The sequence below is a fragment of the Pseudomonas meliae genome, from assembly GCF_001400515.1.
GTDB classification, from domain to species: Bacteria; Pseudomonadota; Gammaproteobacteria; order Pseudomonadales; family Pseudomonadaceae; genus Aquipseudomonas; species Aquipseudomonas amygdali.
On the sequence record NZ_LJQT01000303.1, the window covers coordinates 1 to 22,355 of the forward strand.

General features: G+C 50.2%; 30 protein-coding genes. All 30 read right to left on the minus strand.

Annotated elements, in window-relative coordinates:
- The coding region (locus tag ALO64_RS24385) for a type II toxin-antitoxin system PemK/MazF family toxin (protein WP_162232074.1) at positions 1-248 on the minus strand (248 nt) is incomplete at its 3' end.
- Entirely contained in the window at positions 242-490 is a 249-nt protein-coding gene (locus ALO64_RS14040; RefSeq protein ID WP_135005140.1) for an AbrB/MazE/SpoVT family DNA-binding domain-containing protein, read from the minus strand. The genes ALO64_RS14040 and ALO64_RS24385, both read right to left, overlap by 7 nt.
- 236 nt (positions 491-726) lie before the next feature.
- Positions 727-918: a hypothetical protein gene (locus ALO64_RS14045; RefSeq protein WP_044319876.1), complete on the minus strand. Its 192-nt coding sequence runs from the start codon at positions 916-918 to the stop codon at positions 727-729.
- A gap of 84 nt (positions 919-1,002) precedes the next feature.
- On the minus strand, positions 1,003-1,455 hold the full coding sequence (locus tag ALO64_RS14050) for an H-NS family histone-like protein (protein WP_044319875.1): 453 nt from the start codon (positions 1,453-1,455) through the stop codon (positions 1,003-1,005).
- Positions 1,456-1,491: 36 nt separating this feature from the next.
- The gene (locus ALO64_RS14055) at positions 1,492-3,666 is read right to left on the minus strand and encodes a type IA DNA topoisomerase (RefSeq protein WP_054991735.1); all 2,175 of its coding nucleotides are present in this window, start codon (positions 3,664-3,666) and stop codon (positions 1,492-1,494) included.
- A 16-nt stretch (positions 3,667-3,682) separates the two neighbouring features.
- Positions 3,683-3,886 carry an Hha/YmoA family nucleoid-associated regulatory protein gene (locus ALO64_RS24390; protein WP_069707231.1) on the minus strand — a complete coding sequence of 68 codons (204 nt, stop codon included), beginning with the start codon at positions 3,884-3,886 and terminating at the stop codon, positions 3,683-3,685.
- A gap of 4 nt (positions 3,887-3,890) precedes the next feature.
- Positions 3,891-4,211, minus strand: coding sequence for a TrbM/KikA/MpfK family conjugal transfer protein (locus ALO64_RS14060; RefSeq protein ID WP_005759543.1), 321 nt, complete (start codon positions 4,209-4,211; stop codon positions 3,891-3,893).
- Complete coding sequence (locus ALO64_RS14065) at positions 4,195-4,518, minus strand: hypothetical protein (RefSeq protein WP_234710508.1); 324 nt, start codon at positions 4,516-4,518, stop codon at positions 4,195-4,197. The genes ALO64_RS14060 and ALO64_RS14065 overlap by 17 nt, the downstream gene beginning before the upstream one ends.
- Positions 4,515-5,036, minus strand: a complete 522-nt coding sequence (locus ALO64_RS14070) for a cag pathogenicity island Cag12 family protein (protein WP_235378753.1) — start codon at positions 5,034-5,036, stop codon at positions 4,515-4,517. The genes ALO64_RS14065 and ALO64_RS14070 overlap by 4 nt, the downstream gene beginning before the upstream one ends.
- Positions 5,023-6,849 carry a type IV secretory system conjugative DNA transfer family protein gene (locus tag ALO64_RS14075; RefSeq protein ID WP_054991736.1) on the minus strand — a complete coding sequence of 609 codons (1,827 nt, stop codon included), beginning with the start codon at positions 6,847-6,849 and terminating at the stop codon, positions 5,023-5,025. Before ALO64_RS14075 ends, ALO64_RS14070 begins: the two co-directional genes overlap by 14 nt.
- Positions 6,836-7,882 (minus strand): hypothetical protein, encoded by a 1,047-nt coding sequence (locus ALO64_RS14080; RefSeq protein ID WP_235804999.1) that lies wholly within the window; start codon positions 7,880-7,882, stop codon positions 6,836-6,838. The genes ALO64_RS14075 and ALO64_RS14080 overlap by 14 nt, the downstream gene beginning before the upstream one ends.
- Before the next feature lie 25 nt (positions 7,883-7,907).
- On the minus strand, positions 7,908-8,957 hold the full coding sequence (virB11, locus tag ALO64_RS14085; RefSeq protein ID WP_174517445.1) for a P-type DNA transfer ATPase VirB11: 1,050 nt from the start codon (positions 8,955-8,957) through the stop codon (positions 7,908-7,910).
- Positions 8,954-10,111, minus strand: coding sequence for a VirB10/TraB/TrbI family type IV secretion system protein (gene virB10, locus ALO64_RS14090; protein WP_044345028.1), 1,158 nt, complete (start codon positions 10,109-10,111; stop codon positions 8,954-8,956). Before virB10 ends, virB11 begins: the two co-directional genes overlap by 4 nt.
- A complete protein-coding gene (locus ALO64_RS14095; protein ID WP_044345027.1) occupies positions 10,101-11,018 on the minus strand; it encodes a TrbG/VirB9 family P-type conjugative transfer protein in 918 nt (305 codons plus the stop codon). The genes virB10 and ALO64_RS14095 overlap by 11 nt, the downstream gene beginning before the upstream one ends.
- Positions 11,015-11,701: a virB8 family protein gene (locus ALO64_RS14100; protein WP_044345026.1), complete on the minus strand. Its 687-nt coding sequence runs from the start codon at positions 11,699-11,701 to the stop codon at positions 11,015-11,017. The genes ALO64_RS14095 and ALO64_RS14100 overlap by 4 nt, the downstream gene beginning before the upstream one ends.
- Before the next feature lie 117 nt (positions 11,702-11,818).
- Positions 11,819-12,892: a type IV secretion system protein gene (locus ALO64_RS14105; protein ID WP_044345025.1), complete on the minus strand. Its 1,074-nt coding sequence runs from the start codon at positions 12,890-12,892 to the stop codon at positions 11,819-11,821.
- 76 nt (positions 12,893-12,968) lie between these two features.
- Positions 12,969-13,505 carry an EexN family lipoprotein gene (locus ALO64_RS25200; protein ID WP_044345024.1) on the minus strand — a complete coding sequence of 179 codons (537 nt, stop codon included), beginning with the start codon at positions 13,503-13,505 and terminating at the stop codon, positions 12,969-12,971.
- A gap of 1 nt (position 13,506) precedes the next feature.
- Positions 13,507-13,974 (minus strand): hypothetical protein, encoded by a 468-nt coding sequence (locus ALO64_RS14115; RefSeq protein ID WP_044345023.1) that lies wholly within the window; start codon positions 13,972-13,974, stop codon positions 13,507-13,509.
- Positions 13,975-13,984: 10 nt separating this feature from the next.
- The gene (locus ALO64_RS14120; protein ID WP_044345033.1) at positions 13,985-14,689 is read right to left on the minus strand and encodes a type IV secretion system protein; all 705 of its coding nucleotides are present in this window, start codon (positions 14,687-14,689) and stop codon (positions 13,985-13,987) included.
- Between the two features lie 11 nt (positions 14,690-14,700).
- Positions 14,701-17,490 carry a VirB4 family type IV secretion/conjugal transfer ATPase gene (locus tag ALO64_RS14125; RefSeq protein ID WP_044345022.1) on the minus strand — a complete coding sequence of 930 codons (2,790 nt, stop codon included), beginning with the start codon at positions 17,488-17,490 and terminating at the stop codon, positions 14,701-14,703.
- 24 nt (positions 17,491-17,514) lie between these two features.
- Positions 17,515-17,802, minus strand: a complete 288-nt coding sequence (locus tag ALO64_RS14130; protein WP_005759558.1) for a TrbC/VirB2 family protein — start codon at positions 17,800-17,802, stop codon at positions 17,515-17,517.
- Positions 17,802-18,431, minus strand: a complete 630-nt coding sequence (locus ALO64_RS14135) for a lytic transglycosylase domain-containing protein (protein WP_005759560.1) — start codon at positions 18,429-18,431, stop codon at positions 17,802-17,804. Before ALO64_RS14135 ends, ALO64_RS14130 begins: the two co-directional genes overlap by 1 nt.
- A complete protein-coding gene (locus ALO64_RS14140; protein WP_044345032.1) occupies positions 18,428-18,727 on the minus strand; it encodes a hypothetical protein in 300 nt (99 codons plus the stop codon). The genes ALO64_RS14135 and ALO64_RS14140 overlap by 4 nt, the downstream gene beginning before the upstream one ends.
- Before the next feature lie 53 nt (positions 18,728-18,780).
- Entirely contained in the window at positions 18,781-19,170 is a 390-nt protein-coding gene (locus tag ALO64_RS14145; protein WP_044345021.1) for a hypothetical protein, read from the minus strand.
- Positions 19,171-19,203: 33 nt separating this feature from the next.
- On the minus strand, positions 19,204-19,542 hold the full coding sequence (locus ALO64_RS14150; protein WP_235378708.1) for a hypothetical protein: 339 nt from the start codon (positions 19,540-19,542) through the stop codon (positions 19,204-19,206).
- Between the two features lie 77 nt (positions 19,543-19,619).
- A complete protein-coding gene (locus tag ALO64_RS14155) occupies positions 19,620-19,859 on the minus strand; it encodes a hypothetical protein (protein ID WP_044345020.1) in 240 nt (79 codons plus the stop codon).
- A 10-nt stretch (positions 19,860-19,869) separates the two neighbouring features.
- Complete coding sequence (locus ALO64_RS14160) at positions 19,870-20,067, minus strand: hypothetical protein (RefSeq protein WP_044345019.1); 198 nt, start codon at positions 20,065-20,067, stop codon at positions 19,870-19,872.
- A gap of 104 nt (positions 20,068-20,171) precedes the next feature.
- On the minus strand, positions 20,172-20,438 hold the full coding sequence (locus tag ALO64_RS14165) for a helix-turn-helix transcriptional regulator (protein WP_044345031.1): 267 nt from the start codon (positions 20,436-20,438) through the stop codon (positions 20,172-20,174).
- A 164-nt stretch (positions 20,439-20,602) separates the two neighbouring features.
- Entirely contained in the window at positions 20,603-21,064 is a 462-nt protein-coding gene (locus tag ALO64_RS14170) for a hypothetical protein (protein ID WP_044345018.1), read from the minus strand.
- Positions 21,057-21,962, minus strand: a complete 906-nt coding sequence (gene trfA / locus ALO64_RS14175; protein WP_044345017.1) for a plasmid replication initiator TrfA — start codon at positions 21,960-21,962, stop codon at positions 21,057-21,059. The genes ALO64_RS14170 and trfA overlap by 8 nt, the downstream gene beginning before the upstream one ends.
- Positions 21,963-22,355: the final 393 nt, after the last annotated feature.

Here is a 22,355-nt window from a genome sequence, read left to right on the forward strand (position 1 = left end):
TTTGGTTGGCGTTGACACGTATGGGCACCTGAGCCCATCAGCGTGACCAAGAATCCCTGGTCACGGGCATTCTGAGCAGTCCCCTGGGACACTGGGCAGACCAAAGCGAGTCCAAAAGAATCGTTAAACTCGCGCTTCGATAACACGAGGCAGTAATGCTCACCCAACATTTCGCGTCCGGTGGAGGGATCGAAATTCAAATGCCAGATTTCACCGCGACCAGGAACACTCGGTGGACGTCTTACCATTGTTCGTTTCCGACCGCTGCCATATCGTCCCAGGCTTCAATACGCGCTTCTTTCGGGGTCGCCGCAATCAGCTCAGCTAGAGTGGGTTTCTTTCGGCTGGGTTTGACCACCAAGGCATCCCCTTCGATTTTCCACGCCAGTTGGCAACCTGCAACCAAGTGATTCTGGGCCGCAAACGCAGCTGGCACCGCCAGGATCAATGAGCCGCCCGAGCGGCGAAGCGCAACAGTACCCATATCCATACCCTCATCTAGTTTTACAAAAGTATAACTAACTCTCGACCAATAAGATACCACAGCAGTGAGATGAGGCCTGGCTGTACGACGATTCTTGAGGTCTTTTTTCCTACCCCTGCGGATCGCATTGGTTGCTTGTCGATCATTGCTCAGGCGAGCGTACAGAAGGTCGTCTTTTCGGGCGACTGTGAAAAATCGTTAAAAAAGCCCCGATTCAACGGGGCATAGGGCATACCACTTTCCTATTTCCTTCGGCCAATACGCATGACGACGAACACAGCGCCGAGGACCACAATGGTGATGGCGAGCCACAACATGAGCGCTAACATATCGCCGCGTACATAATCCATAAATTGGCTGAACGAAGTCAGATCGTGTTGGGCCGAATAAACGACAATGGCAGCAACGGCGATGATAATGAACACATACTGCATAGGCTTTCCTCCCTTTTCGCGGTTGCGAAAATCGGCCGGCCTCTACAGCGCCGACCTTGGTCTATGCGCCTTCCGAAAGACCGATTAAACGTCTAGGCTCTGCTGTTCCTCGGCTTTGATGAGGAAGTCACTCAGAGAAGCGCCATTTTCTATGGCCTGTGCGATCGGACGAGGCTTTCTGCCAACGCCTGCCCAGTACTTAGTCACCCCATCTTCGACGAACACATACTTCGGCTCGCGCTTCTGGGTCGAGGTGCGGCTTTTTTTCCGGGCTTTAGGCTCAAAGTCACCACCTGCCAACTGGCCGAGGTCAAAACCTTCACTTTCAATCAGTGCCAGCAGCTCTTGACGTTTGACCTCACGGGCTTCGCGCTCAAGCTTTTCAGCGGCGTATTCTTCTTTACGCTCGTCAAGGGCTACCCCTAGTTTTTCGTGTGCTTCCAGCAATAATTCATAATCATTTTCACGGACAAAAGCACGGATGCTGCGCACGTTGGACAACACACGCATGACGTCTTCGTAGGCATTAGCAGCCATAAATAAACCTCTCATAGCACTCAGTAAAAATGGGCGTTACTTCTTTTTAGCAAACTCAAAGCTGACAGTGCCAGTGGTTTTATCCTGCAAAACTAGCATGGCAGAAAACGATTTTCCTGTTTTTTTACTGACAAAGCCCTTGATTTCAACTGTCTTGCCCTTCTTGATCAGCGTTTCGACCTGACTGGCGGTGATCTTCTTGTCGGCGATGGTGGCCCATACCTTGAAGGTGCAACCTGTGCAGGCGTACGTCTTGGCGCTGGCGACGATTTCTTTACCGCAGTTGGGGCAAGGAGATTCTAGACGCGGCAAGCCACCCTCACGAGGTTTGTGCTCGCCTTTAATTTCTCCGACATCGACCTGGCTAACCTGCTCGGTCAAAAAGGTCATCAGTTTCGAAATAAAGTCGTCAACGCTTAACGAACCTTGTTCGATCAGCGTTTGCTGTTCAGACCAGAGTGCCGTCATGTCGGGCTGCGTGGCAATGTCGGGCAGTGCATTGAAGAAGGCAATTCCCGTTTCAGTGGGGATTATTTTGGATTTATCCAAGGTGATGAAATTACGTGTTTTGAGCGTTTCAATGATTGCTGAACGGGTCGCTGACGTGCCAATACCGCCGTGTTCAGCCTCGTTGTCCCGATCTTTGTCTTTGAGCAACTTCTTGATCACAGGATCGCTGACAAAATCAGCAATGCGTACCAAGGCGGCAAGCAAGGTTGCTTCGGTGAACAAAGCAGGCGGGGTTGTCTTCTTCTCGGTCACACTGGTTTCACGACATGAACCCGAATCCCCTGCTTTCAACTCGCTGACGGATTCGAAGGCGGTGCCCACCTCATCATCAGACGATTCATCGTTCTCTTCCTTGTTCTCGCTGCTCGATCCCTTGAGCAATGTTTCAAAGCCTGGATCAACTGTTGTCTTGGCTTTGTAGGAAAATACCTCGCCTGCCACGTCAACGGAGCCGGTGGCCTCAAGGTACTTTTTGTTGCGCATGAACTGCACCAGGTACTGACGCGCAATGGCCTGATAGACCTTGGCTTCAAGGTCAGACAACGCCGAAATATCAGGCACATTGATGGTCGGAATGATGGCCGTGTGCGCTGAAATCTTGCTGTCATCGAACGCTTTGCTTTTGATACCCGGCTCTGTGGCCACGTGCATGAACTCGGGCTTTTCTTTGAGCGCAGCAAGGATGTTAGGCGCGTCGGCAAACTGCTCGTCAGACAGATAATTGCAATCGGAACGGTTGTAGGTGATCGCCTTGTACTTTTCGCGCAGCGCTTGTGTGATCTCAAGCGTTTGAGCAGCGGTCAGACCAAATCGCTTGTTCATGTGCTGTTGCAGCTTAATCAAGTTAAACGGCAGCGGAGGTGTGGTTTCTTTTTCCTTGACGGCACAATCACGCACGGTGGCCGCTTGTCCCTTGCAGCGATCACCTACCCTGTCAATAGCGGCCTTATCAATCACTCGGCCTTTGTCATCCTTCAATAGGTCCTCTGAGGGTTTGAGACGCGCCGTGAAGGTATTGCCGCCCACCGTGAACGTGCCGTCCAGGGTGTAGAAAAATGAGGACGTATGCGCCTGATTCGCGAGCCAGCGTCGGACAATCAGTCCCAGGATAGGCGTTTGCACCCGGCCAACGCTCAACACGCCCTGATAGCCCTTGGCTTGCGCTGCGATGGTATACGCACGGGACATACTCAGGCCGTACAACAAATCACCGGCAGTACGGGCATAGGTCTTTTGATAGATGCCAAAAAAGTCGCTATTGTCTCTCAGATGGGCTAAGGACTTTTTGACCGCATTAGGGGTGTTGTCACTGATTAATACCCGTTTTACCGTTTTGGTGTACCCCGCAAAAAGAATCAGCTCGTCTACCAGCAGTTGCCCTTCATCGTCGGGGTCGCCGCCATGCACAATTTCATCCGCCTCCTTGATTAGATTAATGACGTTGCGCGTGTGATCTGCTTTGTCGGGGATGACTTCATATTGCAAGGGAAACAGATTCAACGGCAAGTCGTCTTGTTTCCACTGCTTATAGCTGGGATTGTAAGCCTCCGGATCGACAGATTTAAGCAAGTGGCCAATGCACCACGTGACTTTATCTTCTCCGCACTCAAAGTAACCGTTCTTTTTTGAAGGCTTTCCGTCTGTCAAGGCGTTTGCGATGTCCAGGGCAAGAGCGGGTTTTTCAGCGATATACAGTTTCATGATTCAACCTATATATTCATTCGATTTGTCGCCACAAATAGGGCGGAATTTTATCAAAGGAGCGACCGGTTGCTATTTCGACGCCGCGATGGTCAGCAGCAGCCAACACGGACAGCGCCTCATCAGCAGTCACTTTTTTAAGCAGCCGCTCGACCATAAAGTCGAGGGTTTCTTGTTTGCTACAACGTCGAAACTTCAACAAGTACGCTTGTTTGTTCAATGGACTAGCCCCGGACCTTACCGAATGTGTCCAGTATCATATCAGAGTAGGCCGGATCGGAGCCTTCACAGCGTCCTAAAAATGCTTTCCGAGCATCAAACGTTGGTTGCGGTCTGAACTTGCCGCGTTTCTTGACTTCGATGCTGAAAAACTTCTTCTCGGCGGATTGGCAATCCGCACCACCATTATTGCCTGTCAACTTGCCGTACATGCACAGCGTGACGGTGCAAGCGTCCGTCTCACCAGCATGTGCGTAAGCGATTACCCCAAGCCAAAGGAGCAGCCCCGCAAAAGCGATTCTCTGTGTCCTATTGAAGGTATTCATTTTTCAGCCCCTCATGAGGTGGTAGGGTTAAAACCTGATACAGGCGGCCCCGTAATATTTCGTTGATTTCCGTTAGGGTTACTCGCTCAGACATAAGCTCGGTATTGGACGTATCCAGCAAGCCTGCAATCTGCTGAATAGCCTCACAAAACTCACGGTCCGTCATCGTAAAGCGCTCAAATAAGGGCTGTGGCAACATGCGTTGAACTTCATACATGCGTTCATACAGCACGAGTGCATTGAGCATTAGATTTCTCCGTGTCGGTGTGCTGTAGCCTTCTCCGGAATGAAGGGTTTTAAAGTTCATTTTTGCACCTCGCCGTATTTATGAAGCGTGATAGAGACGTTTTCACAGCCAACACAGAGCGTGGTTGCCCGGTACGTGAGACTGGAACTGGTGGTTTCGTGCTTCCACGTTCGGCTGACTGGCTGCACAGGCGTTGCCTTCTGGTTGACCCTGATCGGTGCTGTAGCCCCGTGCTGTAGCAGCCATTGCTGGGTGCGTGCAGCATCCGTCAGGTTGTGGGTGTCCAGCTCGATCAGGTCCGCGTGAGCCAGTGCGTAATAGAACGCCGTGTCGTATGAGCGCTGATCGCCCTGGAAGTCGGCTAACGTCAAGCTCCAGGGGCCATTAGCCTGTGCAGACTTGATCACTTCATTGGTTACCACCAGGCGCGGCAGGCCGGTATTAACCACTTCTGGCTGCTGATCAAAATCAACGGCGACGGGTCGAGGGGGTGAAGAACATCCTCCCAGCACCCAACCGGCCACAGATAAAAAGCAAAACGCTATTTTTTTCATGGGGTGACCCTCAAAAGTTAACATGCGCTTCTAGTTCATGCCGGGATAAGGTCAATGCCAAGTCATCCTTTGTTGGAAATTCGCCTTGACCTAATGTCGCCTTAACAGCTTGGAGCGTGGGGGAAAGTGCAATCAGTTTGTCCATAAAAAAATCATCGTTGAAATAGTAAGCCTTTTTGCAATAAATCGGGTGTTCCCCTTTGAGTAAAATGACTTCATCGTCCACAGGCAGCAATTTAAGCTCCTGCGCTAACATGAGGGGGCGCTTCTCGTCTTTTTCTGACTCACCGCGCTGTGTTTTTCCACCTATGGTTTTGCTGGTAGACTTCCATTTGGGTGACGTAAAACCCAACTCATTTGATATCTTTTCCGCGTGTTCCTGTTCACTCAAAGAGAAATTGATCTTGCATGAATGGTTGGCAATCAGCGTTTTCGTACCGTTCAGGCCATAAATATCGTTCAGTTGTGACAAGTCCTGAAAGATGGTTAACAGTTGCAGTTTGTAGCCTGCAATGTAGCCCGCCGCGTCCTTAACGTAGCTGATTCGCCCAATGGAAGGGAATTCATCCATCAGAAACAAAGCGTTCAATTTGAGGGATGGATCAAAATCAGGGTTTTCACTCAGGTTTACTTTGAGTGCGCAGTTGAAGAACAAATTTAGGATAACGGGAGCAATTTTCACATCCTCCGGCAAGACGCCTAAATACACCGTCATTTTTTCGCGGCGCAACTGCCTAAAGTCAAAGTCGTTTTTGTCTGTCGCCTTTCTGACATTTGGCAAGGTGAAAAGACGCAACTCTTTCTCAAACGTTCCCGTCACACTGCCTTTCACATCATCACCCAGCAGGGAAAAGCTTTTTAGCTTATCGTGCGCGCCCTGGACGACATGCACGATTGATTCAGGACAGGTCGTAGGAGAGGGTGCGTCCACAAGTGCTTCCGCCAAGGCTTCAATAATGTCATCCACGGTCACTTGATAGTAAACATCCAGTGCCGTCCCTATAGAGAACAGAGGCTTGATGTTAAAAGTCCGCAATTGGCCCGGCTGGTAGGTCAAGAAATACCAAAGCGCCGAGACATAAGCCACAAACAGACTTTGAGCAGCGGTGTTGAAGTGCTTTTCAGCGCCCGTTGTACTGTCGGTGTTGTAGAAGATTTCGGCGATGCCGAGTAAATCCGACAGCCCCTTGCTGTGGCTCAGGTCTACGTACACCAATGGGTTCATGCCGTGCGACTTCTCATCAAACGGGTTAAACAGAAAAATCTTGTTTCCCAACACCTTTTGCCGATAGCGGCTGGTGATGTTGTAGCACTCCTGTTTTAAATCCAGGATGATTGCAGAACCCAACCACAGCATCAGGTTGGCGATCACCACGGCGGCCCCCTTGCCAGAGCGACTCCCTGCACCGAGGGATACAAAGTCAGGCTGGACATAACGCAGCAGCTTACCTTTGTACTTACCGATCACAATGCCCTTTCCGTTGTCATCCCCCCAGGTGACTGACTTTGACTGACGGATATCGCGCTCAGTGGCGAAGCGCGCATCACCGTGCAGCGTTTTCTTGGGTGTTCCGTTGAGCTTTATCAGCGCAAGCACAGGCAATGTCAAAGACGCCACAAAGCCGATGCCCAAGGCTGCGAATGCACTGACCCTGATTTCGGTGTTGGACGTGCTTGAAAATATGGCTTCCCACAGTTTTCCATATTGCCATAGCGAAACGATTTTCAGCGGCGGCACACCGTTTAGCCAATAGACCACAACGCTCGCAATCAAGGTGCTAAGGCCCAGGCACACCAGCAAAAGGAAAAGGATCTGCGTTTTATTAAAGCGTTTCATGGCGATCTACCCTCAAGCCAGGACTGAACTTGACCAATGCGTCGAGGCGTAAAGCAACTGCCGCCGCCATGGCTAGCGCCTCAGACATATCGGGTACACAAGGTGTTATGTCGTTCAATTCATAAGGTTGACCCGCCATGAAGGTAAGTGAAAAACTTCCCTCTGCGCCGTCCAAATCAAAGGCCAGATACTCGTCTCCCTTGAACCGGTACGGATGAAGGCAAGCGGTGATCTGTCCCTTGATCGCCAAACGCGCTTGATTTGAAATGTCTTCGATCCACATTTCAACATGCTCTAGATATGAGTTGTTGCCATTCATATCCAAGCGGCTCACCTCCATGCTATCTGCACAACAGGATTGCTCGATGTGTATGGCTTCCCCAATGTGGTCGCCAAAAGCGATTTCCAGCCACGAATCATTGGCGCTTTCCAGCGTTACGATATCGTGGTCCCTTTTTAAGGCATTGATGATCCATCGCGTCCAGGGTTGACACACCTCGCTCACAGGCTGCGCTGCTTTGAGATGGGCCAGCGCTTCATACGCTTCATCCATCAACGGTCGATAACCCTGCAGCGCCTTGAACCGATAGCCTAAAGGAGCGCCTTCGAACTCAGCGAAACAGGTCAGACTTAACCCTAGTCCGCTTAACGGTCCAGAATACGGTTCATTCGTCTTAAAGACTCCCTCTACTACCCAATCGCCTAACGCATCATCATGTTCCGGCGCTGCCACAGGATGTATCTGACATTCCAGGCGCTGCTTTAAGGCGTAGACCTCGCTGTGTAAGAAGTCTCGAATTTCGTTTTCGGTTCTTCTGAAAAATTCATTTTCTGCTGCCTGCATCGCCTCTTCCGCCGAGAAAAAGACCCTATCCGCTTCCTCGCGGCAAATACTAAAAACCCACCTCTCAGCCGATGGAAATCTTTCATCTGCCGCACTGTCGGATTCTTCGAGGGGCCGAACAAAAATCCACGGCTTAGTCGGGTGAACAAGAATCGCCGGGTTAGTCGGGTGCCTGATAACATCCATCATGTCTATTCTCCTCGTTCAGCTGCTGTTATGCAGCCAGGTAGCGTTCTTGATCGAACGCCTTGAAATAAATCTCACCCATTCTCCGTACGTCACCCGACACGTCCACATGACAGATAATGTCAGTGCTGTTCAGAATTTTTCGTCTCAGCACTGCGTAGGGCAGCATGTGACATTCAGTATTTTGGTAGCAGCGTTCAATCAAGCCATCAATGGCTTCTTCCACTGAACCTGAGTGAATGGACGTCATACTGCCCCCATGACCGGAACTGACGACCTTGTAAAAGTCCCACGTTTCACCGCCACGCACTTCGGCCAGAAAAATACGGTCTGGATTCATGCGAAAACACGACTTCAACAGGCTCGCCGAGGTCACAATGGCCCCCGGTGTGTTGCTGGCCTCTGAGGGGTAGAACAGGTGCACGTAATTTTTATGTGTCCAGAATTTAATTTCCGGTGTGTCTTCGATCGTGATGATGCGAACGTAGTCAGGAACAAAGGCCATCAATGTTTTCATGTACGTGGTTTTTCCGGACCCTGTCGCACCCGCAAACACGATGGTTTTACCCATTTTCACGGCCAGCTCCATGAATTCATCAATGCGCTTGTGTTTGTACAGATTGCGCAAACGTTGCTCATCCACGCTTTCCTTTTTCTCCAGTGCAATCTGGCTGTAGAACCCGCCATCAATGTATGTCTGATGCGGTATCTGCTGATCAGTGGGCACCCTAATCGTAATCGAGTATGTGCCCCTTTCGCAGGCTGGGTAACACACTGCCTGGACCCGTTCGCCAGACTCCAGCGTGGCTGAAAGCACAGGCTTGGTATCGCTGATATCGTCACCATTGTATTTAGCTAACGTCTTTCCAAACCGCTCACACGCCGCCAGGGTAATTTTTGGGTTTTCTACAAAGCTCCATTCGCCATGTATTTTGAGAAAAGCACCGCCAGGGCGATTCACTGCAATTTCCGTCAGGCCAGTTATACCCAAATAATCACCAAACATACCCTTTTTGTAAAAATCCAGAGAGCGATTAGTCACTGTGCTATCGCTATTAACCGTTACTGCCGTGTTCATTTTTTAAGCCTCACCGTGTAAACGCCAGAAAAATCAATGTCTTCACCCACCAGAATGCCAACAATGTCTCCCTGATTTTTATACAGGGTCGGTGGGATATTGACTGAGTTTTCCAGCGCGGTATTTGACATCTCGGCCATGCCTTCGCGAGTGTTTTGCGTGTAATCCGAATCTTGACTCTGATTGCCTGAACGTTTCGCAAAAGCGGCGGCAACGTCTTGAACCGTACTGAGCATCAAAGCGCCTTTGAAGCGGTCCCAGAAATGCTCATCGATATAACCGGCAATACCCGATTCGCCCAGCTGCCCAACGACCTGAGTATCGACCAGGCTAATTTTTTTGAAATCGCGGGTGCGCAACTGGGTCCAGACCACAAACATCCGCCCTTGCCCTTGCTTGAGGGTGCCGGTGCGGTACACACCAAAAGCCTTGGTGCCCTTTTCAATCAGCTTGACCTTGCCGTTCGCGCTGTAAACGTCCTCGGAAATGGTGCATGAAATGCGACCGGCCACGTCAGAGACAAACCGGGTTTGCAGGGTGCACGGGATATAGGTGTTCTCCTCGATGTACAGGTTAGGGTCCATGGCGATGGACTCGACCTTCATGCTTTTCACGGCGTCGGCACCTGAGTCTGCATGAGCGCCCTTGTCAGTGCTTGGCACTTCACTTGTCTGCGCAGGCACGCTACTCGACGCGCTGTCTGTAGGCGGGCTTGTGGGGCTGCTACCGTCGTGCGCAGCAATAGACAGGTACTTCTGAAAGTGCAACGGTGCAGCCGGTGTTTGGGCCATACCACCCTTGCCCCCCGTCATCCCATCTGCCACCTTGCCGTCAGCCGTAGTCGCGACCACTTCTTTCTCAAAAAACTGCGTGTTCTGGCCCAGGTCTGCACGACGCTTTGCAGAGGTCACGCTGCTTTCGGGGGCCTTGGCAACAGGCTCATCCGCCGTTTCGTCCTTATACAGTCCGTAGAGCTTGAACCCGAAATAGCCCAGCAAGATCAGCACGACGCAGCCACCCAGCAGCTTGTAGATCATGGGCACACGGTAGGTGCGCTTGTGTGTGTTGATTTCCGGCTCCGGCGATCCCTGGACAACACTGACTGCTTCATTCGCTTGTTCGGCTTCACCGTCCGTAACGCTGTTATTGGCCATTGTTCACCTCGACGCGCTCGACCTCGGTAGAGCTGGTACTTTTGTAGGGCGTCATCACCTTGCCAAACGACTGATTGACCACGCCTATCACCTGTTCACCATGACGCAACACAAAGTCTTTTTTCAGGTCATGAATGACCATGACTTTGTAATTACCTTTTTGGTAAACGGAAAAATTAACCACCTGCTCTTTGCCGTTCAGGTACAAAAAAGCACTCGGAAATATCTTGCCCGGTGCAAACCCGATATACGTCATCACCCCATCGTCATAGGCAAAATCAGGCGTGATGTTCTGGCTGTCCTTACCCGCACGCATGTAATAGTCCCAATTTCGCGGGGCTTGTCCGTTTTCGAGTTTTTGCGCAATCACTTTCTTTTCTTGCGCAGCCTGAAACGCTTTTTCACGTGCCCGCTCTTCTTGGTCAGCTTTCAAGCGTGCATCGTCAGGGTAGGTGTAGTTCACCACCAAAGACGGCTCACGCTTGCTGCCTTCTTCCAACAGCATTAATTCAAGGCTGTAGTTTTTTTTGTTCGTGGAGACGAACAGATTCGTACGCCAATCAGACGAAATAGGCGAAAACACTTTTTTGACTTTGGTCACCTCACCGTTTTCACCTTCAACGTCCTGTTCCTGTATCACAGGCCGCGGACTGATCGAAATTTTGTTTCCGTCAGCCGTGATCGACCAGCCAGGATCAAATCCCGTTTTAGGAACCCCGACAACCACTTCGTCATCGCCAAAAATAACCGTGCTCACAAACCCCAACCGGGTATACACCACCGTAATATTGGCTGGGTTATAGGCCACCTTCTGCATACGAAAATCGTATGCACTGGATTGTGGGATTGAGGCGGCATGGCTTAAAGCAGGGAAAATCAATAACGCCAATAAACAGACATGTTTCATTGCCCACCTCGCATTTCCTTCTCGACCCGATACTCGACCACCGTAAAACCTAGCGGGTTGGTGGTTCTGACATCTTCTGTCATGACTTTAGGCGGCACCATGCGAAACGTCACCCGTGCGGTGTAGTATTCCGTGGTGGTCATCCCGCTTCTCAGGTTCTTAATGTGCTTGGCAAAACGGATTGTGGCGACCTTGTCCGGGAAATTGGCCTCCACCACCGGATTGGAAATGATGTCGATGGTCACCACATTGGCCGCATCCTGATAAACCTTGTCAGGGGCGTTCGGACCGGCAAAATACTCAATGTAGTCCGCTGTCACGGCTTCCGAGCTGTACAGCGGCACCATGTCGTAATCGGTTTGCGAGGAATAATAATTGTATCGCTCGCGCAACGTGACGTAGAGCGAAGCAAAATATTTGTCCTGAGCGGCTTCCTGGCTGATGTTGTTCACGACCACGCTGTTATACGTCTCCGACCGCCCAGTGGATTTATCGATCACCACCGGCACCACCACGGTCTTGTTCAACAACAAGGCCACGTACAGAGCGCCGACGCTCAAGACCGCCACTAGAATGGCCGTCCACGCCACTTGCCAAGCGGTTTTCTTGGACTGCTCATTTTCGAGCGAAAGCTGGCTTTCAAATGATTTGGCGGTTTCCAATAAGTCCTGTTTAACGCTCATAATCAATCACCTGACTTTTGTTGATGGGCACAAGATCACCGGTCACGTCAGCAGGAAGCTGTTGTTTTTGCGTACAACCGACAACCCATAAAAAACACGAAATCATAAAAAACACTCTCATGGGTTATTGTTCCTCGCTTTCATATTCTCGATGGCCCGTTTTGAAATCTCCTTACCCTTTTCAAAACTGACACCCGCCGCCCTACCGGCTTGCTTGCCCACCCACTCGGTGGCTGAATTGGTTTTTGCCTCACCACCTTTCAAAAATCCTTTCCCAGCGCCTTTCCCAAACTCTGCCCCTTTTCCAGCCAACCCCGCGGCTGATTTGGCAGCCCCCCACCCGGCAGCTCCCAACCCCATCATGGCCATTCCCTGTACCGTCCCTTCCATGCCGACCCCGGCAAGCTGTATGGCCCACTTACTAGAAAGCAATACAAGACCGGCTGTCACAAGTCCTACGATCAACGCCATTGCCCCCATGGTGAACAGGTTCGCGTCATTGGCTTGCCCCTGAACCTGACTCATCACATCGAACATAAGCTTGTTGCCCGTTGAAATCACCAGTGAGGCGAACATAACGCTTAAAATGCTGGAAAAAATTAATTGCAGCCAGTTATTAAACATAGTGCGCAAAAATCCAAACATCAGGCAGAAAATAAACAGCGGTGCAGTCAACCCCAACACGGTCATAGTAATGTCCGCCGATAAAAATATAAGTGCCGCCGTGCCCATAAATAATAGTGCGCCTGCCCACACCAGCAGTGCGGCAATACCACCTTGAAATTTCGGTGCAATCGGCCCTGCGGGATCTAGGTTTTTAACGGTGTCGGCCAGTATTTGCGTTTGTGACCACATATCATCCAGTGTGGCCCAGACTCCTCCTGCTTCATTTCCAGACAATCCATTTTTTAAACCGTGCAGGGCGTCGATGAGACCATCCCGATAACCACCAGCATTGTCAATGAATGCCAAAATCATGGCCATCTTGGTTAGGTTCCACAGCAAATCCTCAATAGGTGTCTGTATTTTACCAGCCAGAGTCTGGTAACCCATCCACAGAATGTACAGGGACACTGCACCCGCCATAAGGGTTGCGACCATCTCCAGATAGAGATGGACACTGCCCTGGCCAGCCGTTTCTATTTCGCGCAGGATAGTATTGCTGATTTTTACAAACAATCCATCACTCATGACCTACCTCATCCCGCAGTTTTCCGTAAATAAGGCGCTGGCTTATGCATGGCACAAGACAGCGCATAAGAAAATATTAAGGTTTGAAGTTATTTTCTCTTGGTGTCAGCTCCAAAAATTGACATGCATATTTAAGTCTGTACTTGTTATTACGCCCAGTATCGTTTGGGATTTGTACTCCAGGCTCTTTTATTTTATCACATGATTCTTCAGCCAAAGTCAGTTCACTTTCGCTAAGAATCTGACGTACATTTTTTAAATCGTTCAGTGACTTACCTTGCAACGAGGCAGGAAACTCAAGTTTACTGACACCACGCTTTCCTCCAAGCACCGTAATGTCATAGGACTTGAAAGGCGCAATCTTAGCCCGCTCATCAGGCCGAGTCATTCCATCAAACCCTGGAATCGGCGCATTAAGCTGCTGTATCTGAAAATGAGCCTGTATCGCACTCTGACAGTTAAGCGTCGCATCACCCGATTCCTTACAGGCGGCATACACTTTTTCCAACACGTCTGGATGATCAACATACCATTGCGGAGTTTTGGCGTCCTCAGAACATCCTGACAGCACCGCGATGACCCAAGAACAGCACACAACTATCATTTTTTTCATATTACTCAGCGCTCACTACATAATCAGACTGCGTTACAACCCCTACGGCAGACACGCCTAGTTTAATCCTAAGCAATCGGTAAAATTCTTCTTTTGCTACGTCTCTGAAACCATAGTCAGCGCCAAATAAAAGCAGTGAAAACACCACCGCAATTAAACCCACCAAAAAACTACCCATGGCAGCCGCTATGAGAAACCCTACCATGCTACCGATTGCTAGGCTTCCACCCGAAGCTATATCTGACTCCACACGCTCTTGACCTATGAAAAAACCAAGGATCAATACAAGCAAAAAAAAGACGGGCGCTGACTTTATGCTTGACAGCGCTACATTTGCCCCACCATGCATTAGATTACGTACTTGCAGCATGTAACGCTTAGGCATTGCACGGGCCTTAGTCTTAATCTCTTCAATTTCTTGTTCGCTCAGCGAGCCAACTGCCACATCGTTTATATAAATATTCTTCATGTCTGTACTCCTATTTGAATGTTGGGACAGGCGCGTTCGTTTGTTGCTTTTCAAACGCTGCCGCTTTTTGTTCTTCCCATACCATATTAGCCGCTTTAGCCTGTTCTGTCGCCATACTCCATTCTAATTGGAGCGCGTTAAGCTCAACGGCCTTGAGGTTCACGGCGTTGGCCAAGTCCTGCGACTCTTTAGAATCCTTGGCATTCTGCGCCCGGTCGGCAAGCTTTTGTATGGAGCTTACCTTTCTCGAAAATGAATCGCTCACGCTCTCGGCTCGCTCGATCAGGTTCAATTTACTGGCAATCGACCCTTGGCAAGAGTCAATCATTTGCACGCTCAACCCCTTGCAGGAGTCCATCAGGCCGTACTTGTTTGCCAGCGCCGCATATTCACCTTGCAGCAGGCCGCCGACAGAGATTAAGGCGTCTTTAGCATCCTTAACGTCGTTATAAACGGCTACGCCCTCGTTTTTCAGTGCTTTGGCCTCTTCCAGAAACTCACCAATGTGACGAACGCCAGTGGCCGTCGCCAACTGATCCTTATACGCGGTCAGTTCGCTTTTATACTGTTTGACCGTCTCTCCCCACTGTTTCAACAACTGCGCCCATTCTACCGCTCGTTTGGCCGCCGCTGGGTTGTCGGCAACGGGGATGCCTATCACGGCAAAAGCAGAGCTTGTGAACAATACAGCGCACAACGCGATAATCTTTTTCATGATCCAATCACTCAAATCGCGATTTTCAGGTAAGCATCAAGCCACTCATCAGGCTTCATGCCGTCTTTAAACAGGCTGTCGAATATCTCAAGGTTGGGCGCACTGGAACTCAACACTTTTGTATAGACACCCAGCCCTGAGAGGTCCAACGTCACCAGCGCATAAAAATCCGTGTTATCGCCTTCTTTGAGGCTGCTTTTTCTCACGACCATCTGGCGCGAACCGGGGTCTAGCTTTTTGATAATCCAGTACGCTTCTGGCGTCACCCCCAGCTCATCCACATAATGGGCGTATACGGCATTAGGGTTAGCCAGGTAAAAAGCAGTACTGCACACCTCGATGACCGCTCGCGCAATGTCGCTTTTAATCACCTCGTCCGGAGATTGCGTAGCGGGTACTACAAACCCGTTGAGCTTACGAATGGTCTTGAGCTTGTTGTACACAAAGTCTTTGAAGGCTATGTCACCGAGCCATTTCCAGAACTCATCGAGAAAAATCACCATTCGCCGCCCATCGAGTAACTGTGTTACCCGATACAGCAGGTAAAAGGAAATCGGCGTACAGGTGTCGTTGTCGTCCAAAAACTCCGTACCGTCGATACCAAAGGTCGAGCTGATGTCCGGGTTAAACGTGTCCACGGCATTGTCGAACACCCAGCCAAACGGACCACCCTGCGCCCAAAGACTCAGACGAGCCACCAGGCCGTTGTTCCTCCCCGCCTCTGTGGCCGCTTCGCTCATATGCTCCAGCATCCGGGTGATCCCATACTGGCGGTTCTCGATGGGCTCCATGTCAAACACCGCATTCACGCTTTCGCTGATCGTCTTTTCGTCGAGGCTGGTGATGGTTTCACTGTTACGTGTCACCAGCAGCTTGATCAGCGATTTGACCATGGCCAGATTGCGCTTGTTCTTGGGCAGGTAAAACGGGTTCCAGCCTGTAGGCTCGCCTGTCTTAACGGCGTAGTACTCTCCCCCCAATGCCCGAATGTTAATTTCTGCACCACGGTCCTTGTCGAAAAATACGGTGGTGAGCTTTTTGGTCTTGGCACTGGGCGAAAAACTCTCGGGTTTTGCGTACTTTTGCAGCATGTTCAAGATAAAGCTCAGTGTCATGGTTTTACCCACACCGGCGGTACCCAGCACCAGCAAGTTTGCCAGTGTTTTCTCGTCGAAATCGTCCGCGAAGAAATCAACGTTATGCGCGTTCAGGTAATACGCCTGTTTGCTCGGGGTCTTGAGGATGGCAATCGCCTCTCCCCAGGGGGTTTTATTGCGTTTACCGGTGTAGAAATTGTGGAACGAGGCCAGCTCCGCGAAATTGGCGCTGCTGATCGGCGAAAGGCGCGGACGCAGGTGGTAGATACCCGGAAGCTGTGCACAGAACGCCGGGATCAGTGAGGCGCTGGAAAGCGTCATGATCAGGCCAATGTCGGTAAACCCGGTGATCAGCTTGTTGGTATCGCGCACCAGCTTCTCAACCGAATCGGCGTACACAAACAACGTAAAGTGGTACTTGCCGAAGGACACAACGCCAGAAGTGACATCATCTTTGGCCTGAACGAGTTCTGCCTGCTGTGACAGCGCGTCGTCGTCCACACTTTTCAGCTTCTTGGCCACCGACGAAATGTGCTTCAGAGCCTCCGCCTTCGACATCAGCGTAAACGATTGCGTCATCACGTATTCAACATCGGCATACAGCAACACATCTAAAATGCCGTCAAAGATGCCCTTACCGCTCACGTCCTTAATCTCCAGCGAGCGAAAAAATCGTGTGTGCTGGTGACTACTCATTTGCCCCGTCTCAGGGCCAAAAAACACGTCCTTGCTGCCCAGCAGCTCGTACAGCGGCGTTTTCGTCATGCGTATTTTCTGCCGTACGCCACTGATCAGGAAGTTGTAAAACGACACCTGACTGGAGTAAACGACGCCATTTTCCTCAAAGCAGCCCAGCGGATAGGCCGTGTAACGGCTCAATGCCGAACCCAGACGCCCCCTGAATTCCTCCATTTCTGCAATCGAGTTATCCAACACCTGTCTTTTCTGTGCCAAATCCAGACGCTTGTTGTCTGCCCGGTCAAGTTTTCCGAAGGGCTTATAGGCCATCGTCAGGTAGAGCGTGTTGGCCTTGAACGTGTCCTTTTCGATCCCTTCGTAATACAACCGGCTCACCGTGTCGGCAAACGCATTGCCCGAATCGCTCGAAAATCTGTCATAGAAGCTCTCACGGGCGTTATGCACATAGAATGTCACCGGGTAGCCCGCAAATGACTTGATCAGCGTGTTGACGGTTTCCGTTGTTCTAGCCAGTGAATCATCCGACTCAAACTCGAATGCAGTGCCCAGCACCTGCCACGTGGCGACCAAATCGCCGTCTTTGGTTTTTACGATATGGTCCGACACATGTGACGAATAGGGAATGATGTTCTCAAACGGGGTTCTTTCGTTCAGTTTCATTTGAGTCATAAACTCCTGTACGTCCACGGCATCGTATTGGTTTGCCAAGATGGCGGGTGTTTTGAAAAAATGCCCGGAGAAGCTGTCCATGGTCGGAAGTTTCAAGCGACCTGCCGTATGCTTGTTAAATCGCGACCTTAATTTCAGGTACACCAAGTTGTAATGAAATTCGTCCTTTTTCGTCGGAACGCTAAGCGCATAGACGGCAATGGGTATCATTAACCAAAACAGCTTGGTTGTGTACATCCCGATCAAAAACAAAAAGGCAACAACCACGAAAAACAGGCCGACAGGAACCCCGCAATACAACGCAGGTCGCCTCAGTGCTTTGTAAAAACTACTCATTTCGCCACCCTGGCCTTTCTGCCGTTAACCGACCATTAACCGGGCCACTTCCGAGGCCGAAGCAATGATAATAGCGCCAATAATAATGGGCGCGCATTCGCGCAGGGTGTTGCCTGCAAACAGGACCTTGTAGCCCACCCACAGCACTGCAATGGTGACGGTCACAATCGACAGCCCAAGCAACCCCGCCGCGACCTTATCGAGTAACGTACTCGCCTTGGTAAAGCCATCAGCCATGGCTGGCACAGAGGCGACCAGCAATCCAGCAGGCAAGCACCGCTTAATCAAGCGTTGGATATTTTTCATTTTCATCAGTCAACACCTCGCAAAATTTTGGTTGGTTTCTCATCAACAATCAATGGGCTTTTCAACACACCCTCTGGATACACAATCCTCTCCCGCGCCGACTTCGTGCTGTTCTTGGCGCTGTCGGAATCATGTCTTTTACCCAATGCAAATTTTTCTTTATCTGCTTTTGTGCTGGGAACCACATATCTATTTTCGGCGACATACCCAATCCGCTGCACATAGCTGGAATCCGAGAATTCCTTTTCTTTTCGTGCACCTGCCTCAAAATTACCCGAGTAGTAACAACTCAAAGCGCGAGGCAAGGTCTTTCCCCGGACATAGCAATCGGTCATGACCTTTTCGAATACGGACAGATTCGTACAGGGATCGAGCAACCTTTCAGGCGTTACGCCATATTTTGAAAAATTGGACCGATTAATCTGCATCAACCCCACCGAATAGTTTCTCCCTTCACGCTCAAGCTGATTAATCTTGAGCAATGCGTCCTCTTTGGTATTCGGCATCAACCCGTTACTGCCCACGACACCTATGGCATAGGGGTTCATGCTGCTTTCCACCTTTGCCACGTCCCTCACCGTATCCGGGTGCACCGTAGCCGCACAGGACAATAGCAAAGGGATAAGCTCGATCATGGTTGTTGCTCTGCCTCTATGGGCTTTGAATCTGAGGCCGCAGCTCCCCCCATCCTTGCATGAACACCATACGGGTTATGATTACCTGCCGATCTGAACACAAGCAAACCTACGCCGATAAACCCTGCCATCAAAAAAATAAGCCAGTGCACTGCCTTGTCCTGAAAAAACGTCAAAAACTCAGAAAACGTTGCTGTGGCTGGATCAGCCGATAGTAGGAAAGCCAGCGCCATGCCCGCTATCGAAAAGGCAAGTCCCCTATAAAAGCAAACGATTACCCAGGTTAAATAGATCATTCCCCACTCTCCTTGCATTACTGCGACGGCGATGTCGCGATCATTGTTCAGCTTCACTTCCAGAATGGAGTCATAGGCACGCGCTGGGTCATGAGCTTGTCGCTACCATGCTCAGCATTGAAGGCCTCATACTTCTCGATGTTCTCCTTGCAGAACATCTCTAGCGCATCGGCTTCCAGGCAGGGCGAGTAAGCGTGCACTGGCTCTTCCGAATCATCCAAAAATTGCTCAGTGCCATCCGCATACATCACGATGGGCACCCCTCCCAAAAGCATTTCCACATCAGTAGTGAAGGGCGCGGTTTCGGAGCCGAACGGGTCAAAAACAATTTCGGCCCCGGCTTGCATGGCCTTGAACAGTAAGTTACGGCGATTTTTAGGCCGCTCATACTCGGTTCGTAAGCCCTGCGGGAGGAGCGGCAACTGATCGGTTTTATCAGTCATTGGCTCGGTCCTTTGTTAAAGGGGTATCCGGATTTAGCTATGGGTAATCACAGAAGCAAAAATCGGATGCCGTTCCAAAATGGGCGCAACCTGCATCAAGACTTTCTTGGCCTTGGAAAAGGCTTTCTCCCAACGTTCCAGATCGTGCACCGTCACAGCAGTAGACCCGCTACATAGCTTGCGGCTAATGCTGTCTCGCCGTGCCTGCGCTCCCTCGCAATCAAAAAGCGCGGCTTTTACGTCAGGTGCTTGTAGGGCAATCTCGAACTGCCGTTCGACGATGCTTGGCAACCTTAAAACCGCCGGTACCAAATTGTTCGCGTCCATACGTTTCCGACCTCGTCGTGCTGCAGGTGATGTTTCAGTTTTCATGGAAAGCCCCCTTATCACTACCAACGTGGAACTCGGTTCGTAAGCCCTGCGGGAGGGGCGGCAGCTGATCGGTTTTATCAGTCATTGGCTCGGTCCTTTGTTAAAGGGTTAGTCGTCGAACCACCACACGTGTATTTGCTCGCCTTGAGCTGGATGGTTATCGTGAAATCAGCCATGACGGCATCGCCGAATGCCTTCGCTTGCGCCGGGGAGAGCCGGGTAAGGTCGGACGTGTCGCGCTTTACGATTTGTCTGACCTGTGAACGATCCAAGAGCACGGCGATTCCGGCATCTTTTTCCACGTCAGCACTCTTCATGGGAAGCCCCTCACTCGCCACCCACCTCAGGGCAATAGTCCAATCCGTAGTTTTTAAGAAGCACCTCTTGGATGACTTTTCGTTTAGTGATATTTCGCTCAAAAGCTTCTTTAGCCACGCGGTAATGCACCTCAGCATCAAGCATCACGCGAATATCGGTCGAGCGCCATTTGGCCTTGCCATCTGCTGTGGTGAAGTCATTCAACATGCCATTCCCTCATCTCGGTTAGTTACGTTGGCGAGCTGTGCCCCGCTGAAATCCATTAGGACACAGATAAAAAAAGATGTCATGAGGGCAATTTTGCCCTCACGTCACTCGTTATTTATCAAGCACATAGCTCTAAATAGGGTTCTACACAGGCAAATATCTCGTAGCTCAAACAAGCTGTGTATCTCGAATTTTTCCTTTGCTCTATCTAAATACGTTCTCACCGTATGAGTCGATACGCGCCCGTCCTTAGCGATTGTCCTTAGCGAAAAACCGTAGGCATACAACATCGCGGCCTTGGCCTCTTGAGTTGACAGCTCAGGCAGCAAACCAACGGCCCATGCCTCTTGCCCATCCAAAAAAATAGCCATTTCATCAGACCTCAAATAAATTTTACGCAAACACACCCTACAAGAGCCTCCGGCAGCGGGGAGACAGCCCAAATTTAGCCACGCAGTGGCGTCAATTTGGTCCACTCTCCCTATCCTGCATCCGTCTCTTATGTTGAGTACTTTTGTCGAATGGATTAGTCGCCTTAGAGGCCGAAGAGCCGGAAGGCTATACGTTTTTCTGCTAACCACTCAGCCAGCGCCTTGCCAGAATGTGCAAGCACCACCAGCACCATGCACGTTACAAACGTGTAGACGGTCGGGGCACCCACCTTCGCGGTATGCACATAGGTAAGGCCATCATGCCAATACAAAATGGCAGAGGTGACGAAGCCGAAAAATGTGATCAACCCTTTGAAGCTGTGCAGCACACCCAATGGCACAGCAACCGCCATAAAAAGCACAAAGGCAGCGGCATATCGGACCGCTTTGAACAATACCTTTACCACCGACCAACACAACGTCCCGAACGACCGGTTTTTTCGAGGGTTGCCTTTGCCACGTCGAACTGGCTTGCAGACCTTCCGCTGTTTGGCATCAGGAAAAATTACTACGTTATCGGGGATGGGGTCGTCTTCCTGGCCCGGAAACTTCACGACATTACTCATGACGCACCGCCTTGGTTTTCACCACATGCACAAGGTCTGTTTTTGGGTCGATATTGCACTGCCAGCCAGTAACGGCGGTCAGATCAGTGAGGGCTTTTTTGAGTGTTTGCCTGAACGTTTTTAGGAGCCCAACGTCACTTCCACATAGTTCTTTTAACGTAGCTACTTTATAAGCGAACGGCTTATCGTGACTACTGTAGAATCCGTGCAGCCATAAGGCTAACTGCTTACCTTTTAACGCCAGACGCTCATTAGTTGCCAATGCGGTCCACAACCCATCAGCAAAAAAAACCGCCATTTTAGGGTTAACCACGATTACGTACTCAAGCGTATCTTTATCACGAAACTTTTCATGCAACATTGGTCCTTGATAGGTTCGTCGCCCATCGTCTAATTCAATACTGCAAGCTGACAACCGTGAAAGAACATCTTCCAACCATACATAATCCCCTTTCCCTACATTACGGTCCAGCACTGTTAATAAACCGCCAGCAGTGAAGCGCACAAATGACCCAAGCGGCTGTCCATTGTGTCGATGCAAACACTCCAAAAAGACATCGAAATCGGATTGATCAAGTTTCTCACCAGTGACCCGAAGTTCAAGGCCGCGTACCGTAGCTTTTAATACTTTCTTTTCATAAGTACGTTGCCCCTTTCCAATCACGCCAAACAAGGAGCTGCGCAAAATAGCATTTGCCATAGCGCGTTTATCATCATCTACATAAGATAACAATGGCGATAGGCGCGCTACAGTTAACTCAACAGGCTCTATTTCATTGTCGGCATGTTCAAATTTTTTAGCCTCAATACCAGGCTTCGTATCATTCCGGCATTCTCGGGTAGCTTTTTTCTGCTTTTCTTCCATAGCTTTAAGCCGTTCTTCGAGAGATTTAGCCACAGGCAACCTCCTTGGAAATCAGCAGCAGAACGACTACAATCGTTGTTGCTAACATAGCTATGCCTCATATTGCGTTGTTGGTATTTCAGCCCTTTTCCGTCGCAGGGGGGGCTGAAATTATTTCTTAGCGGCCTGCATAAGCTCATTCTTCTTAAGAATATTTCGAATAGCTCCCGTAGATACCACCACTTTTTTGTTTGTTGCTATCCATAATGCTATTGAGTCATAGGTTTCCCCCTCTCGCCTTAACCTCAGGATATCTTGCTCAAAATCAGCTGCCTTCATCGGAGTCACACCCTCGTTTCTGTTTCTGTTTCTGTTTCTGTTTTACTTTTTTTTTATATCCCTGTCAACTTCCAAAAAACAGCACCACATAGCACCTGCCTCGGTACG